The sequence below is a fragment of the Archangium gephyra genome (assembly GCF_042230915.1).
Lineage (GTDB): Bacteria > Myxococcota > Myxococcia > Myxococcales > Myxococcaceae > Archangium > Archangium gephyra_B.
This window is the reverse complement of sequence record NZ_CP102578.1, coordinates 6,441,860-6,455,727: the sequence shown is the minus strand read 5'-3', so window position 1 is coordinate 6,455,727 and position 13,868 is coordinate 6,441,860. Positions and strand designations below refer to the sequence as shown.

Below are 13,868 nucleotides of genomic sequence, written 5' to 3'. Positions count from 1 at the left end.
CGTGGGGTCGCAGCTGCTGCTGAATGTGGTGATGGCGCAGGCTCCCGCCGGGGGGGATCCGACCAAGGCGCTCAACGCGGGAGTGCAGCAACTCAACGCGGGGGCCCAGTCGGTCAAGACGAGCGCGACGACGCTCGGCAAGATCTGGCAGATGATCAGCCCGTACATGATGTGGCTGCTGATCATCGGCGCCGTGGCGTTCCTCGTGTACGCCACGGTGAAGTGGATCGTGCCGTGGTGGCGCCGCCGGCGCGCCGGGGATCCGGCCTCCAGCGGCCCTCCGCCCATGGACTCCAACCGGCTGGTGCGGGTGCGCCAGGCCTTCCTCTCCGGGCTGCCCTGGGCCAACCGCGCCGCCGTGGTGGATCTGCCCAACGTGGTGGTGCTCGGGCCCGCCGGCAGCGGCAAGACGGAGCTGATCGGCCTGGACGTGGACTGGCAGCGCCAGGCCCGCCAGTTCCTCCCCAGCTACACCGCGGACGCGCTGCTCCAGGTGTACCTGGGGCCCGACTGCGTGGTGCAGGAGGTGTCCGCCCCGCTGCTGGAGGATGAGTCGCTCGGGGCCCGCGGCGCCCTGCGCCGGATGTGGCAGAAGTGCTTCAGCCACCGGCAGAAGGGCCTGGCCGTCATCGCCCTGGACGTGCGCTGGCTGGCGGACACCCCGCCCGACGAGCAGCGGCGCATGGCCCAGCTGCTGCGCGGCAAGCTCAACATCATGTCCGAGGCCCGCGGGGGCCCGGTGGAGACCCGCCTGTGCCTCACGCACATGGACGGGCTCGAGGGCTTCGAGGACTTCGCCCGGCTGCTGAAGAAGCACCGCGTGCCGCTCTCCTTCGAGATTCCCAAGGAGGGCCAGGAAGGCCAGCTGTCCTCGCTGCTGGAGGGACAGGAGCAGTACCTGGCCCTGGGCCTCACCTCGCTGCCGGTGGACGACTTCGAGCGCCTGGAGCACTTCTACTCCCAGGGCGGCCGCTCGTTCTCCGCGCTCGGCCGGTTCGTCTCCGCGCTGCTGGAGGGCGACACGCTCTCCTACAAGCCGCGGATCACCCGGGTCTTCTTCTCCTCCCGCACGCCCGAGGCGCGCGCCAGCGACACCCTGTCCGTGGTGGCCGAGGAGAGCTCCACCCAGTCGCTGCGCCAGCACTACCTGCGCACCCACCTGCGGCGCGCCGTGACGATCGCCGTGGTGGGCTGTCTGCCGGTGATCCTCGCCTACGCCCACTTCTACTCGCTGCTGGGCGAGGCCCAGGAGGAGTTGCAGGGCTTCGAGGACACGATCGCCGAGCTGCGCGAGCAGGGGTTGGAGGGCAGGGGAGAGGTCGTCGAGCAGGAGGTGAACGAGGCCGCGGAGGCGCTGCTGCACCTCAACCGCGCCACGCGCTGGTGGCCGCCGCTCAGCTCCAGCTTCCCCGATGAGATGTTGGATCTGCGTCAGCGGCTGGCCCGGGGCATCCGCGAGAGCCACCTGCGGCCCGCGCTCACGCACTGCCGCAAGCAGCCCAAGGACTGCCGCCCCGAGCAGGTGCTCTACCTGCTGGCTACCCTCCACGCCTCCAATGGGGACAGCCTGGGCTCCTTCGTGAGCTCCAGCGTCCAGCCCCAACACACGCGCTTCCTGCGCCAGCTGCGCGACGGCGAGTCCGGCGCCGCGGCCACCTCCAGCGTCGAGAAGACCCGCACGTGGATCTCCGCGCTGGATCTGCGCGAGCCCCTGGTGGCGACCTACGTCCTCGCCAGCGACAATCCCTGGGAGCGCAATCCGCCCTGCCGCCGCGGGGCCGTGCAGATCAACAACAACGCGGACGAGGACTGGTCCTGCTGGCCCTACGTGCAGCGGCTGACGTTCGAGAGCCAGCTCAAGCCCTGGGTGGATCACCTCCTGGCCCTGCGGCAGACCCTGGAGGCCGGGCACAAGGGGATCCCCGAGCTGGAGCTGCGCCGCGAGGAGCGCGAGCGGCTGCAGGCGCAGCTGGCGGACCTCGACGTCTATACCTCGCTGCCCTCCGTGCTCAACCTGTTCGACGCTTCCGAGGTGCAGGTCAACACGCGCCACTTCGAGGGCATCGAGACCACCGTGCAGGTGCTCGACTGGCTGAGGGCGAACCGGGACACGCTCGCCGCCGTGCTGCGCATGGAGGAGGAGGCCTACGCGGGCTACCAGGCCGTGGAGAAGATGACGCCCTCCGAGCTGCTCACCCGCGATGGCCTCTGGCTGACGGGCGAGAACAAGGGCCCCTACCGCATCGAGCTGCTCCAGCAGTCCTTCGAGTTCCGCCCGCCCCAGCTGTCGCGGGATCTGCTCCAGGCCATGCTCGACTACTACGAGAAGAACGGCCGGCTGACGATCGCCGCCACGGCCTCCGTGCGCGACGGACAGATGGTGCTGACCCGGACGCCCTTCGAGGCGGACCTCAAGCCGCTGGTGGATGACTTCACCCAGCGTCTGAAGAACGCCCAGCTGCCGCTGGAGGAGGCCGCCAAGCGCGAGGCCTACGTGCAGAAGCGGGTGAACGGCTTCTCCCAGGGCTACCGCGACGGTCTCTTCCACACCCTCCGCGGCTACGACTTCAACGTGCCGCGCAGGCAGCTGCTCGACTCGCTGGCCCGGCTCACCCAGCCCTCCTCGGAGCAGGTGGACATGCTGCGCGACGTGGCCACCCGGGCCAACCTCGAGCCGCTGGAGGGGCCCTACTACGAGCCGCTGCGCAATGCCGTGGCGCCCTTCCGCCCCATCGTCCAGCTCATGACGGCGGACAAGAGCGGCTTCTATGCCGCGCTCGCCCCGTACCACGCGCTGGTGGCGCAGATGCATGACGAGCTGGACGCCGTGTCCAAGCCCGGCCAGGACAAGGCCGCCGGCAAGGACAAGGCGGCGGCGGGAGCCCCGGAGGCCGCGCCCAAGGACAAGGCCCCGGCCGAAGGCGAGGAGGGCGCCGAGGGGCCGCAGGACGGCACCGCGGAGCTCGCGGACATGATCACCCCGCTGGAGAAGGTGGCCCTGTCCATGCTGCTCGAGGAGGAGGGCTCCTACCTGCGCAAGGCCCAGGAGTGGCTGGACACGCAGGGCATCACCGGCGATCTGCGCCAGCCCTTCCTCAAGCCCTTCCTCCAGGTGCAGAAGCTGGGCAAGCAGGAGCTGGAGGCCACCCTGGCGCGCCAGTGGGAAGAGGCCACCGGGCGCATGCTGCGGCCCATGCTGGAGCGCTACCCCTTCAACCCCGACTCCAAGGAGGACGTGGATCCGGGCGAGCTGGAGGTGCTGCGCCGCAAGGACGGCGCCTTCTGGCACTTCGTGGACCAGATGTTCTCCCGCGTCGCCGTGGAGCGCGGCACGCAGTGGTCGCTGCGCGGCCCGCTGCGCGAGAAGCTGACCATGCCGGACGAGCTGCTGCTCACCCTCAGCCGCCTCTCCCGCCTGTCCAAGCTGCTGTGGGATGACGAGGGCCGGCCCCGGCCGCTCATGTTGAAGGTGCAGCCCCAGCCGCTGCCCGCGCCGCCCATCACCGGCGTCTTCGTCACCATGTCCTCCCTCAAGTGCGGGAAGACGACCGCGTACGGCTTCAACCAGAGCCCCTCCTGGCAGGAGTTCCCCCTGAGCTGGTGGGATCAGCAGGTGTCCTCCATCGTGCTGGAGATGCGCTCGCCCGCGCGCGACGCTCCCCAGTACCTGTCGCTGCCGTGGAACCGCTCGGCCTGGAGCTGCTTCCGCCTGTTCGAGGAAGCCACCCTCACCAACGATCAGCGCCGCCAGTGGAGCCTCGCCCTGCAGGGCAACGGCGTGGGCAAGCGCGGGTTGGAAATCAGCTTCGGCCTCAAGGGTGACCCCTGGGTGCCCTTCCGGGAGGTGCCGCGATGAGCACACGCATGTATCGGTTGACGGCCCTGGCGGCGATGGCGCTGCTCAGTGGCTGCGCCGCGAGTCAGATCAACCTCAACGTCAAGTCGCCTCCGGGGACCAACCTGGGCCGGCCCATGTACATGCTGGTCCGGCAGGTGGACCCCAAGCAGTACGCCAACGAGGCGTACTCCGAGGTGGCCGCCAAGGTGGGCGCCCCGGACAACACCGTGCTGCAGACGTCCGTCATCTACCCGGGCACCATCCAGCGCTTCCAGGTGAAGACGCCGAAGGAGGGGGCGCTGGCCGTCTCCTTCCTCTTCACCGCCCCGGACGGCAACTGGCAGCTGCTGCTCAGCCCGCCGGTGACCAGTGCGGTGGACATCGAGCTGACCGTCAGCCGCATCCTGAACGACTCGACGCCTCCCGCGCTGCCCCAGGACGAGCAGGCCGCGCCCGAGGCGAAGCCGCCGGAGGAAGGCGGCTTCAAGATGCCGGAGATGCCCAAGGAGATGCCCAAGCTGCCCGGCCTGCCCGGCGCCAAGTAGCTCAGGCGGCCAGCGCGCGCACCTGGGCGTCCAGCCCGTCCATCATCTTCTCCACCCAGGTGCGGGCCTGCTTCACCGGCTCGTCGAAGAGGGTGGTCTCCTGGATGGACTTCTCGAGCTTGTCCAGGGGCGCGAGCAGCTGCTCCCGGGCCTCGTCCACGCGGCCGGCCATGGCGTCGATCTGCTTCGCCGCCTCGTCCATCAGCCCCCCGGCCTGCGTCGCCAGGGGGTTGAGCAGCTGATCAATCCGCGTGGCCAGCTCGGTCTCGATGCGCTCGCGGGCCTTGTGGACCTCGTCGAGCGCCTGCTCCACCGACGTGCGCGCCGTGTCGAGCCCGGACTTCAGCTGCTCGCGGGCCGCGTCCACCTGCGTCTCGACCGCCTCGCCCACCTTGGCCATCTGGTCGGTCGCGGCCTTCACCCCATCGGCGAGGCGCTGCTGGAGCATGTCCAGCTGCTGCTTCACCTGGGCCTTCAGCTCGTCCACGCGCGTGGTGACCTGCTCCACCATCGCCTCCACCTGCTTCACCACCTGATCCCGCGCGGTCGCGATCTGCGCCGTCACCTGCACCACGAGCTGCTCCACCTGGGAGACGGCCTGGTCGATGGTGCTCTGCACCGACTCCAACAGGGTGCTGATCTGCTGCACGAGCTGCTCCTGCAGCGTCTGCACCTGCTGCACCGCCTGCGCCTGGAGCTGCTCCACCTGGGTGATGAGCTGATCCTGCAGCGTCGTGAGCTGCTGCGCCACCTGGTTGGAGATGGTGGTGATCTGCGTGGAGATCTGCGTCACCACCTTGCTGATGGCCTGCATGGCCGGGTCCACCAGCGGCTTGGGCAGGTCCGAGGCGGGAATGGCCTCCAGCATCTGCACGGCCTTGGACAGCACTGACTCCAGCGTGCCCACCAGCGTCTTGTAGAGTGTCTGCAGCTGCTCGAGCTTCTCGGGCAGCAGGGCGAAGAGGGCCTGCAGCTGCTTCTCCAGCTGGGCCACCGTCTCCATCAGCTGATCCAACACCGAGAAGGCGGTGTCGATCGTTTGCTGCACCGGGGCCTGGATGGACTCGAAGGTGGTCATCGCCGTCCGCATCACGGTGTCGATGGCCTCGCTGCCCTGGGTGATGATCGTATCGATCTGCTGCTGGATCTGCTCGATGAGCTGCTCCACGGCCTTGATGCGGCCGGCCAGCTCATCCACCTGTCCGGCGAGCGTCTGCTCGATGGTGTCGAGCACGCTGTTGAGCTGGTCGCGCCCGGCCCCGAGCGTGTTGGCGACGGTGGTCTCCAGCGTCTGGAGGAGCTGGTCGGCCGTCTCGGTGGCGCTCTTCACCGTGGAGCGCACCGGCTCCAGCCCCGCGCGGACCTGACCGATGAGCCGCCGCGCCTCGGCCTTCGAGGTCTCGCTCGCCGACTGCACGCTGTCGTGGAGCCCCTGCAGGGCCGTGGAGGGCGGGTCTAGCACGGCGTCGATCGCCTGGCTCAACCGCTCGGTCTCCTGGCCCACCATCTGGCGGATCTGCACCGCCGGGGCGAGCACCAGCGTCGTCACGTTCTCCAGCTTCGTGGCCGCGCCCTTCAACTCCTCGCTCGCGCGAGTGCGGACCTTGTCGAGCTCCTCCTGGAGCTGCTTCTCGCGGGCCTCCAGCTCCTTGATGGGCTTCTCCAGCTCCTTCCCGGCCTGATCCTTCAGCTTCTGGAAGTCCTCCTTGAGCTGCTTCTCGCGCTCCTCGAACTTCTTCTTCTGCTGCGCCACCTGATCCTTCAGCTTCTGGATCTCGTCCTTGAGCTGCTTCTCGCGCGCATCCGCCTGCGCGGTGGCCGCCTTCACCTGCGCATCCACCTGCGCGCGCAGCTTCTGGAGCTCCTCCTGGACTTGCTTCTCGCGGGCCTCCAGCTTCGCGGCCGCTCCCGGCTCCTTCTTCTGCACCTGGGCCCGCAGCTTCTGGAGCTCCTCCTGGAGCTTCTTCTCCTGGGCCTCGAGCCCGGCGGTGAGCTTCTTCGCCTCCTGCTCGGCCACGGCGCGCAGCTTCTTGTACTCGCCCTCCAGCTGCTTCTCACGGGCCTCGAGCTCGGAGGTGATCTTCTTCAGCTCCTGCTCCGCCTGATCTCGCAGCTTCTTGTACTCGCCCTCCAGCTGCTTCACGCGCTCATCGAGCTGCTTCTTCAGGGCGTCCTTGCGCTTCTTCAGCACGTTGAGCAGCTCGGAGGAGAGGGACTGGCAGCGCTTCACCACGTCCTGTCCCAGCCCATCGAGCTGCTTCACGAAGGACTGCTCCTTGCCCTTCACCGCGCTCTCCAGGGACTGGAAACGGGAGGAGACCGCAGGCTCGATGGCCTTCACGGAGCTCTGCACCCGGCCCCCGGAGGACTCGAGCTTCTCGCGCAGGACGAGCACGTCCTTCGCCGCCTTGTCGAACCTGGACCACAGGGCCTTCACTCAGGGCTCCATCTCCGCCAGCTCGGCGTCCAGTGCATCAATCTGCTTCGAAAGCTCGCCACCGAACGCGTCCACCTCGGGACGCAGCGAGCCGACGGCCGACTCGAGCTTGCCCGTCAGGGCCTCGACCTCCGTGCGGATCGGCTTCAGGCGGGCCACCACGCCCTTGCTGAAGGACTCCAGCTCTCCGCGCAGCTCCGCGACCTTGCCGCTCAGTTGCTTCATGGGTGCGCTCCGTCCCCCGGTTCCTTGCTCACCGCAGCTTCTTCAGGGCCGCCTTGGCCTGCTCCGCCGCGCTCGACAGCTGGCCCACTCCCTGTGACAGCCGGGAGGTGGCCCCCTTCAGCCCGCTCTTGGCCTCGGCCACCTTGGCGCCCACCTCCGCGCGGGCCCCGGAGAGCACCGCCTTGGCCTCGGCCTGGGCGCTCTTCATCTTCGCACGCACCGAGCCCATCGCGCCCTGGTAGGCGGCCGTCGTGCCCCCGATGGCGCCTCCCACGGCCGCCGTGAGGTCTCCCTTGGCGGCCTCCACCTGCGGCGAGACGTCATAGGTGGGCGTGGGCGGCCCGCCGCTCTGCGACTCCTTCACCTGGATGAAGAGGTGGCCCTCCCCCATGCGGACGACCTGGGTGTCACCCCCGTTGGTGCGCAGCATGCGCCACACCGGCTTGTCGTCCTGGAAGTCGTGCGTGAAGGCCGTCTGGCTCGTCTTGTTCCAGCCCAGGAGGATCTGATCGCCCTGTCCGTCCTGCGGCGTGCGCACGCCTTCCTTCCAGTCGAGGAAGCGATCGAACTCGGCATGGGCGAAGTGGAGAGCTATCAGCACCCGCGTGTTCTTGTACGGCGGGAAGAAGAACTGGCCGGGGAAGTGGATGGGCTCGGCGGGCACGCTCACCGTCTGGTTCCACAGCGGCACCGTCATCTTGAAGTAGGCGAGGGAGGTTTTTTCGTCCTCGACGATGAGGTAGCGCCTGTCCTGGGGCTCGCCGCCGGGGCTGTGCACCAGGGCCTCGACGTGGATGGGGTAGCGCGGGGCACGGAAGGAGGGCAGGGTGACCAGCGGCTCCGAGGCGGACTCCAGCCGCGCCGACATCAGCACGTTGTAGTTGGCCTGGGTCGTCTGCTGGTTGTCATGCTGGCCCTCGCGCTCGGCATGGGCCTCCAGCTCCAGCTCCAGCACCCGCTGGTCCTCCTCCAGCCCCGTCAACGCGGCGGGCCACAGCGGGCCCTCCAGGCGCACCAGCGCCCCGGGATGCACGGGCACCGAGGGGAAGTGCTTGAAGGCCAGGTTGAGCTGCCGCTGGCGCACCTGCAGGCGCGTCTTCTCCAGCTTCTGCCGCTGCTCGGCCTGGGCGGTGATGGGGTTGCGCAGCAGCACGTCGTGGGACACGCCCGCCACGGCCTGGGGCTGCGCGATGGGCGTGGTGGTGGGCCCGTTGGCCAGGGCGTTGAGCACCCGGGTGCCATGACGGATGGGCTGCGGCAGCCGCACGTCCACGTGCCCCACCTGGAGGCGATCGAGCAGGGCCGCCGTGCCCGAGGGCTTGCTGTCGGCCAGCAGGTACTCGTTCTTCTGGGTGTCGTAGCTGAAGACGCCGTTGTGCGCGTGCACGTACCAGAGGACGAAGTCGTAGAAGCTCACCTCGGGGGCATCCGCGCCCAGCGCGAGGCAGAGCATCTCCTGCTTCTGGCGCAGCCCGGCCCAGTCGTAGGAGAGCTGGAGGGTGGCCTTGTGGGCCTCGAGCACCTCCTGCATGGACATGTCCGTGTGCAGCTCGACGGGGCGGTGCTGGCGCCAGAGCACCTGGGCGGCGTCGGCGAACTCGAAGGTGTAGCGGCGGAAGACGCGCTCGGCCTTCTTGTCCTTGCCGTGCGTCTCCGCGATGAGCCGGCGGCTCCGGGCAATGCCCTGGACGACGAGCGGCGCGGGCGGCGAGTCGAGCGCGGGGTTCACCGAGGACACGGCCAGCCGCACCTGCACGAGGTCCGGCTTCTGGAAGGCGGTGTAGAGCGGCGCGTCCTTCTTCTCCAGCGAGGTCCAGAAGGTGACCGAGGCCGTGAAGCCGTGGCTGCCCAGGCGCACGGCCAGGTGCTTCACCTGGCCACCGGGGATGGAGAAGGACTGGCCGCCAATGGTGAGCGTCAGCTCGGGCTTGAGCTCCTCCTGGAATGCCGTCCTCACCGGGTGGTCTCCTTCCCTCGCTCGGGGTGCCTGGGCGCATCATCTCACATCCCCGCTGGATTCGTCCCTCGCAGCCCCCCGCGGCGGCGAGGAGCAGCCGGGCAGCCAGAGGCCCGGTGGGGCTTAGGGCCTGGACGGCTCGGGCCAGAGGGTCGCGAGCTCGACGTCCAGGGCGGAGGCGAGGAGCTTCTTCGTCCGGGTGTCGTAGACGTGCGCCGAATGCGCCCCTCCCAGGACGGTGATGACCAGCAGCTCGCCCCGGAGCCGCAAGACGAGCGGGTCTCCGTCGTTCGCCGTCAACCCCTCGACCTCCACCAGCTTCCCGTTCTGCTCCCAGCGCACCGGGGCGGCCGGAGATGGGGCGTCGTCCTTCTCCAGCCGCTCTCCCCGGTAGAAGAGCATCCCGCCCGGGGTGGGCAGGGCCATCCACTGTCCGAATTTGTCCCGCGGGGGGAGCTCGGCCTTCAGCATTCGCGCGGCGCTCTCCGAGGCCTTCTGCCCGGGCAGGCGTTCGGCCGCGAAGGGGTTCGGGCCAGGCAGCCGGGCGGCATCGAGCACGTCCACGCTGTCCGTCTCACTGGAGAGCACCTTCGCCTCGAAGCGCTTCCAGTCCGCGCCCTCCAGCCGGTACGCGAGGGCCAGTCCGGGCGTGCCCTCGATGCCCTTCGCGGGGTAGCGCTGGCCCTCGAAGGTGATGAAGGGCTCGCCGGCCGGATCCTTCTCCAGTTTGGGGACGATGTAGACGAGCGCCATCGGGCGCCCCTGGGCGTCGAAGCCCACCTTCGCGATGACGGGTTGATGGGCTCCCTGCGCTCCCGTTCCGCCCGGCAGTCCCTTCAGCTCCACCGGCGTGCCCGTCTTCGCGGCGAAGTCCACCCGCCAGAGGCGTGGCCGGGCGCCCTCACCCGTGGGCAGGTTGAACACCAGCCCCTGTTCGAGATCCGGGCTCCAGGAGAGCTCGGTCCCGGTACAGGCCGCGTCGAAGGTGAAGAGCGTGGTGGGCTCTCCGGAGAGGGGCCGGCGGACCCAGTCGCACCGCTCGGGGTCCACGGACTTCAAGTACGACAGGGCCGGCCCGGAGAGAGGCACAGGGGTGGGGGCGGGCGCCTTGTCCTGCACGAGCGCGGCGGCGATGCCCGCGTCCGGAGTGGCGGCGGGGGGGTTCGACTTGCAGCCCGCCAGCACGAGGCCCAGGGCGAGCAAAGCACGGCGCCAGTGAATCAGGAGCATGCGGGACTCCGGGGATGTGCCGCGAGGTCAGGGTTTGGACGGCTCGGGCCAGAGGGCCGCGGACTCGGCGCCCTGCACGGAGACGAGGTTCTTCTTCGTCCGGGTGTCGTAGACGGAAGCATGGCTCGTTTCTCCCTGGACGGTGACGACCAGCAGCCCGCCCCGCAGCTGGAAGCCGAGGCGGTCGCCCTCCTTCGCCGTCAGCCCCTCGAGCTCGGCCAGCTTGCCGTCCTGCTCCCAGCGCACCGGAACCGCCGGACGAAGCGAATCGTCTCCCGGATTGCTGGCACGGTAGTGGAGCGCCCCGCCCGGGGTGGTCAAGGTCATCCACTTGCCGGACTCGTCCTGTCCTGGGAAGGCGGCGTCCAGCATCCGCGCGGCGCTCTCCGAGGCTTGTTGTCCGGGAAGTTCCCTGGCCGCGGTGGGGCTCTGGACGACGGACAGCGCCCTGGCGGCGTCGAGCACGTTGACGCCGGGGGCGTTCTCCGCCTCATAGACGCTCGCCTTCGTCTCGAAGCGCTTCCAATCCGCGCCCTCCAGCCGGTACGCCAGGGCCAGTCCCGGTCTGCCCTCGCCCAGCTTACCGGTCAGCGGGTAGCGCTGGCCCTCAAAGGAGAGGAGTTGCTCGCCGCCCGGGCCCTTCTCCGGCTCGCGGTCGGAATAGACATCGGAGACGAGCACCACCGGACGTCCCTGGGCGTCGAAGCCCACCTTCTCGATGTAGGGCTTGTCGGGGCCCTGCTCGCCCGTTCCACCGGGCAGCCCCTTCAACTCCATGGGCTTGCCGGTCTTCGCGGTGAGGTCCACCCGCCACACGCGAGGCACGGCGCCCTCGCCCACGGGCCAGGTGAACACCAGCCCCTCCTTGCCATTCGGGCTCCAGGTCACCTCGGACCGGCTGCAGTCCCCATCGAAGGCGAAGATCGTGGTGGGCGCGCCAGAGGGCAGCGGCTGCCGGATCCACTCACACCGCTGGGAGCCCACGCTCTTCAGGTACGAGAGTGCGGGCCCGGGGGCGGGGAGGGCAGTGGGTGCCTGGGCCGGCGCGGCGGCGACACCCGCGTCCGGAGTGGCGGCGGGGGGATTCGACTTGCAGCCCGCCAGGACAACGGCGACTGCGAGCAACGGACGGCTCCAGCGAAGCAGGCACATGGACATGAGGGACTCCGGGGACGTGCCGCGAGGTCAGGGGTTGGACGGCTCGGGCCAGAGGGTCACGGGCGCGGTGACGTCCTTGACGGAGGCGAGGTTCTTCTTCGTCCGGGTGTCGAAGACGTATGCCGACTGCGTCTCGCCCAGGGCGTTGATGACCAGCAGATCGTTCCGGAGCTGGAAGACGACAGTGTCACCGGGCTTCGCCGCCAGCCCCTCGGGCTCCACCAGCTTCCCGTCCTGCTCCCAGCGGACCGGGGCGGACGAGATGGCGTTCGAGTCCGCGTCGAGTTGCTTGCCGCGGTACAGGAGATTCCCGCCTGGAGTGGGCAGGGCCATCCACTTTCCGAACCTGTCCTTTGGCTTCAGCGTCTTGTTCAGCAGCTGCGCGGCGCCCTTCGAGGCCTCCTGCCCGGGCAGGTTCTCGGTCCGGGAGGGACCCGGGTCATACAGGGAGTTGTTTGCATCGAGCGCGGTGTAGGAACCACCCACTTTCGTCTCGAAGCGCTTCCAGTCAGAGCCTTCCCACCGGTAGGCGAGGGCCAGTCCCTGCCCACCGGGTGCGTCGGCCTTCGTCACCGGATAGCGCTGGCCCTCGAAGGAGATGAACTGTTCACCGCCCTGGCCCTGCTCCGGCTGGGCGGAGAAAAAGAGGAGTGCCACCGGGCGGCCTTCGGCATCGAAGCCCACCCGTGCGATGCCAGGCTTCCCAGGACCCTGTTCTCCCGTACCGGCGGGCAGCCCCTTCAGGTCCATCGGCTTGCCGCTCTTCCCGGCCAGGTCCACCCGCCAGATGCGCTGCGGGGAGCCCCGGGGGAAGCCGCGCACCAACCCCTCCTTGCCATTCGGGCTCCAGGAGAGCTCGGAGCGTCTACAGGCCACATCGAAGGCGAAGATCGTGACGGGCTCACCGGAGGGAAGCGGCTGCCGTACCCATTCGCACCGCTCGGAGCCCGTGGGCTTGAGGTACGCGAGCGCGGGCCCGGAGGCGGGGACTGGCGCGGGCGCCGGAGTGGGCGCCTTGCTCGGTGCGGGCGCGACGGCGACGCCCGCGTCCTTGGTGGCGGCGGTGGAGGTGTTCGGCTTGCAGCTCGCCAGCACGAGGGCAACGGCAAGCAATGCACGGCGCCAGTGAATCAGGGGCATGGGGACTCCTCGAATCTCTCAGTGAATGGGTGCGCGGACCATCCGCGCCCAGCGGGCTCAGGGCTTGGAGGGCTCGGGCCAGAAGGTCACGGACTCGGCATCCCGGGCGGAGACGAGGTTCTTCTTCGTCCGGGTGTCATAGACGTGCGCCGAGCGTGTCGTGCCATCGCTCAGGACGGTGATGGCCAGCAGCCCGCCATGGAGCTGGAAGCCAAGGCGGTCACCCGGCTTCGCCGTCAAACCCTCGAGCTCGGCCAGTTTTCCGTCCTGCTCCCAGCGCACCGGGGCGGACACGAAGAGGGATTCATCCGAGTCTTCCTCCGTGGCCCGGTAGAGCAGCGTCCCACCGGGGGTGGGCAGGGCCATCCACTGTCCGGGCCGGGTCTGGGCGGCGGCGGTGTCCAGCATTCGCGCGGCGCTCTCCGAGGCCTTCTGCCCGGGCAACTCCTCACTCAGCGCGGGAGCCGGATCATATAGCGACCGGGAGGCATCGAGTGCGTCGAGCCCAGGGGCGTTGTCCGACTCGAAGGAGGAGGCCTTGGTCTCGGAGCGCTTCCAGTCCGCGCCCTCCAGCCGGTACGCGAGGGCCAGCCCCGGCGTTCCCTCGCCCGGTGGTACCGGGTAGCGCTGGTTCTCGAAGGTGATGAACTTCTCCTTGCCCTTGCCCTTCGTCAGCTCGCGGTTGGTGTAGAGCAGGGCGACGAGCACCACGGGGCTTCCCTGGGCGTCGAAGCCCACGCGCTGGATGATGGGCTTGCCAGGACCCTTCTTGCCCGCTCCACCACCGGGCACTCCCTTCAGGTCCAGCGGCTTGCCGGTCTTCGCGGCGAAGTCCACCAGCCAGAGGCGTGGCGGAGTGCCCTCGCTCGTGAACACCAGCCCCGCTTTGCCATTCGGGCTCCAGAACACCTCGGACCGATCACAGGTCGCGTCGAAGGTGAAGACGGGGGTGGGCGCACCGGCGGGCAGCGGCTGGCGTATCCACTCACACTTCTGGGGGCCTACGGGCTTGAAATACGAGAGCGCGGACCCCGAGGCGGGGACCGGCGCGGGCGCCTGGGTGGGCGCCTTGCTTGGAGCGGCGGTGCCCGCGTCCGCGGCGGCAGCGGGATTCGACTTGCAGCCCACCAGCACCAGGGCAGCGGAGAGCAACGGACGGCACCAGCGAAGCAGGGACATGGGATTCCTCGGGCCTCGGGTAGGATGGAGCGCGCGGACTATCCCTGCCCCAGCGGAGGATGTCACGCCCCTCCTGGCTCACGGATTCCCCTGCTTGAAGGGTCTGTTTGTCGCACCTGCTGCGCTGGCAGGGCCATCTCCCATTCACGGCTGCTTCAT

9 protein-coding genes are annotated in these 13,868 nt (G+C 69.3%); 2 read left to right on the top strand and 7 right to left on the bottom strand.

What is annotated here, in order from left to right; genetic code table 11:
* The first annotated feature begins 1 nt into the window (after nucleotide 1).
* The gene (locus tag NR798_RS25320) at nucleotides 2-3,856 is read left to right on the top strand and encodes a hypothetical protein (protein ID WP_375765058.1); all 3,855 of its coding nucleotides are present in this window, start codon (nucleotides 2-4) and stop codon (nucleotides 3,854-3,856) included.
* A complete protein-coding gene (locus NR798_RS25315; protein ID WP_375765057.1) occupies nucleotides 3,853-4,383 on the top strand; it encodes a hypothetical protein in 531 nt (176 codons plus the stop codon). Before NR798_RS25320 ends, NR798_RS25315 begins: the two co-directional genes overlap by 4 nt.
* A 1-nt stretch (nucleotide 4,384) precedes the next feature.
* On the opposite strand, the gene NR798_RS25310 is transcribed toward NR798_RS25315, so the two are convergent.
* The 7 genes from NR798_RS25310 to NR798_RS25280 form a co-directional block, all read right to left on the bottom strand.
* A complete protein-coding gene (locus NR798_RS25310) occupies nucleotides 4,385-6,820 on the bottom strand; it encodes a hypothetical protein (RefSeq protein ID WP_375765056.1) in 2,436 nt (811 codons plus the stop codon).
* Nucleotides 6,821-7,045 carry a hypothetical protein gene (locus NR798_RS25305; protein ID WP_375765055.1) on the bottom strand — a complete coding sequence of 75 codons (225 nt, stop codon included), beginning with the start codon at nucleotides 7,043-7,045 and terminating at the stop codon, nucleotides 6,821-6,823.
* Nucleotides 7,046-7,073: 28 nt separating this feature from the next.
* Nucleotides 7,074-9,002: a hypothetical protein gene (locus NR798_RS25300; RefSeq protein WP_375765054.1), complete on the bottom strand. Its 1,929-nt coding sequence runs from the start codon at nucleotides 9,000-9,002 to the stop codon at nucleotides 7,074-7,076.
* Nucleotides 9,003-9,125: 123 nt separating this feature from the next.
* Nucleotides 9,126-10,232 (bottom strand): hypothetical protein, encoded by a 1,107-nt coding sequence (locus tag NR798_RS25295; RefSeq protein ID WP_375765053.1) that lies wholly within the window; start codon nucleotides 10,230-10,232, stop codon nucleotides 9,126-9,128.
* Between the two features lie 27 nt (nucleotides 10,233-10,259).
* Nucleotides 10,260-11,357 carry a hypothetical protein gene (locus tag NR798_RS25290; RefSeq protein WP_375765052.1) on the bottom strand — a complete coding sequence of 366 codons (1,098 nt, stop codon included), beginning with the start codon at nucleotides 11,355-11,357 and terminating at the stop codon, nucleotides 10,260-10,262.
* Between the two features lie 60 nt (nucleotides 11,358-11,417).
* A complete protein-coding gene (locus NR798_RS25285) occupies nucleotides 11,418-12,530 on the bottom strand; it encodes a hypothetical protein (RefSeq protein WP_375765051.1) in 1,113 nt (370 codons plus the stop codon).
* 57 nt (nucleotides 12,531-12,587) lie between these two features.
* Nucleotides 12,588-13,709 (bottom strand): hypothetical protein, encoded by a 1,122-nt coding sequence (locus NR798_RS25280; RefSeq protein ID WP_375765050.1) that lies wholly within the window; start codon nucleotides 13,707-13,709, stop codon nucleotides 12,588-12,590.
* Between the last annotated feature and the right edge of the window lie 159 nt (nucleotides 13,710-13,868).

Coding starts and splice junctions, on each gene's coding strand:
- NR798_RS25315 (WP_375765057.1), top strand. CDS start 3,853: ATGAGCACACGCATGTATCGGTTGACGGCCCTGGCGGCGATGGCGCTG.
- NR798_RS25305 (WP_375765055.1), bottom strand. CDS start 7,045: ATGAAGCAACTGAGCGGCAAGGTCGCGGAGCTGCGCGGAGAGCTGGAG.
- NR798_RS25295 (WP_375765053.1), bottom strand. CDS start 10,232: ATGCTCCTGATTCACTGGCGCCGTGCTTTGCTCGCCCTGGGCCTCGTG.
- NR798_RS25285 (WP_375765051.1), bottom strand. CDS start 12,530: ATGCCCCTGATTCACTGGCGCCGTGCATTGCTTGCCGTTGCCCTCGTG.
- NR798_RS25280 (WP_375765050.1), bottom strand. CDS start 13,709: ATGTCCCTGCTTCGCTGGTGCCGTCCGTTGCTCTCCGCTGCCCTGGTG.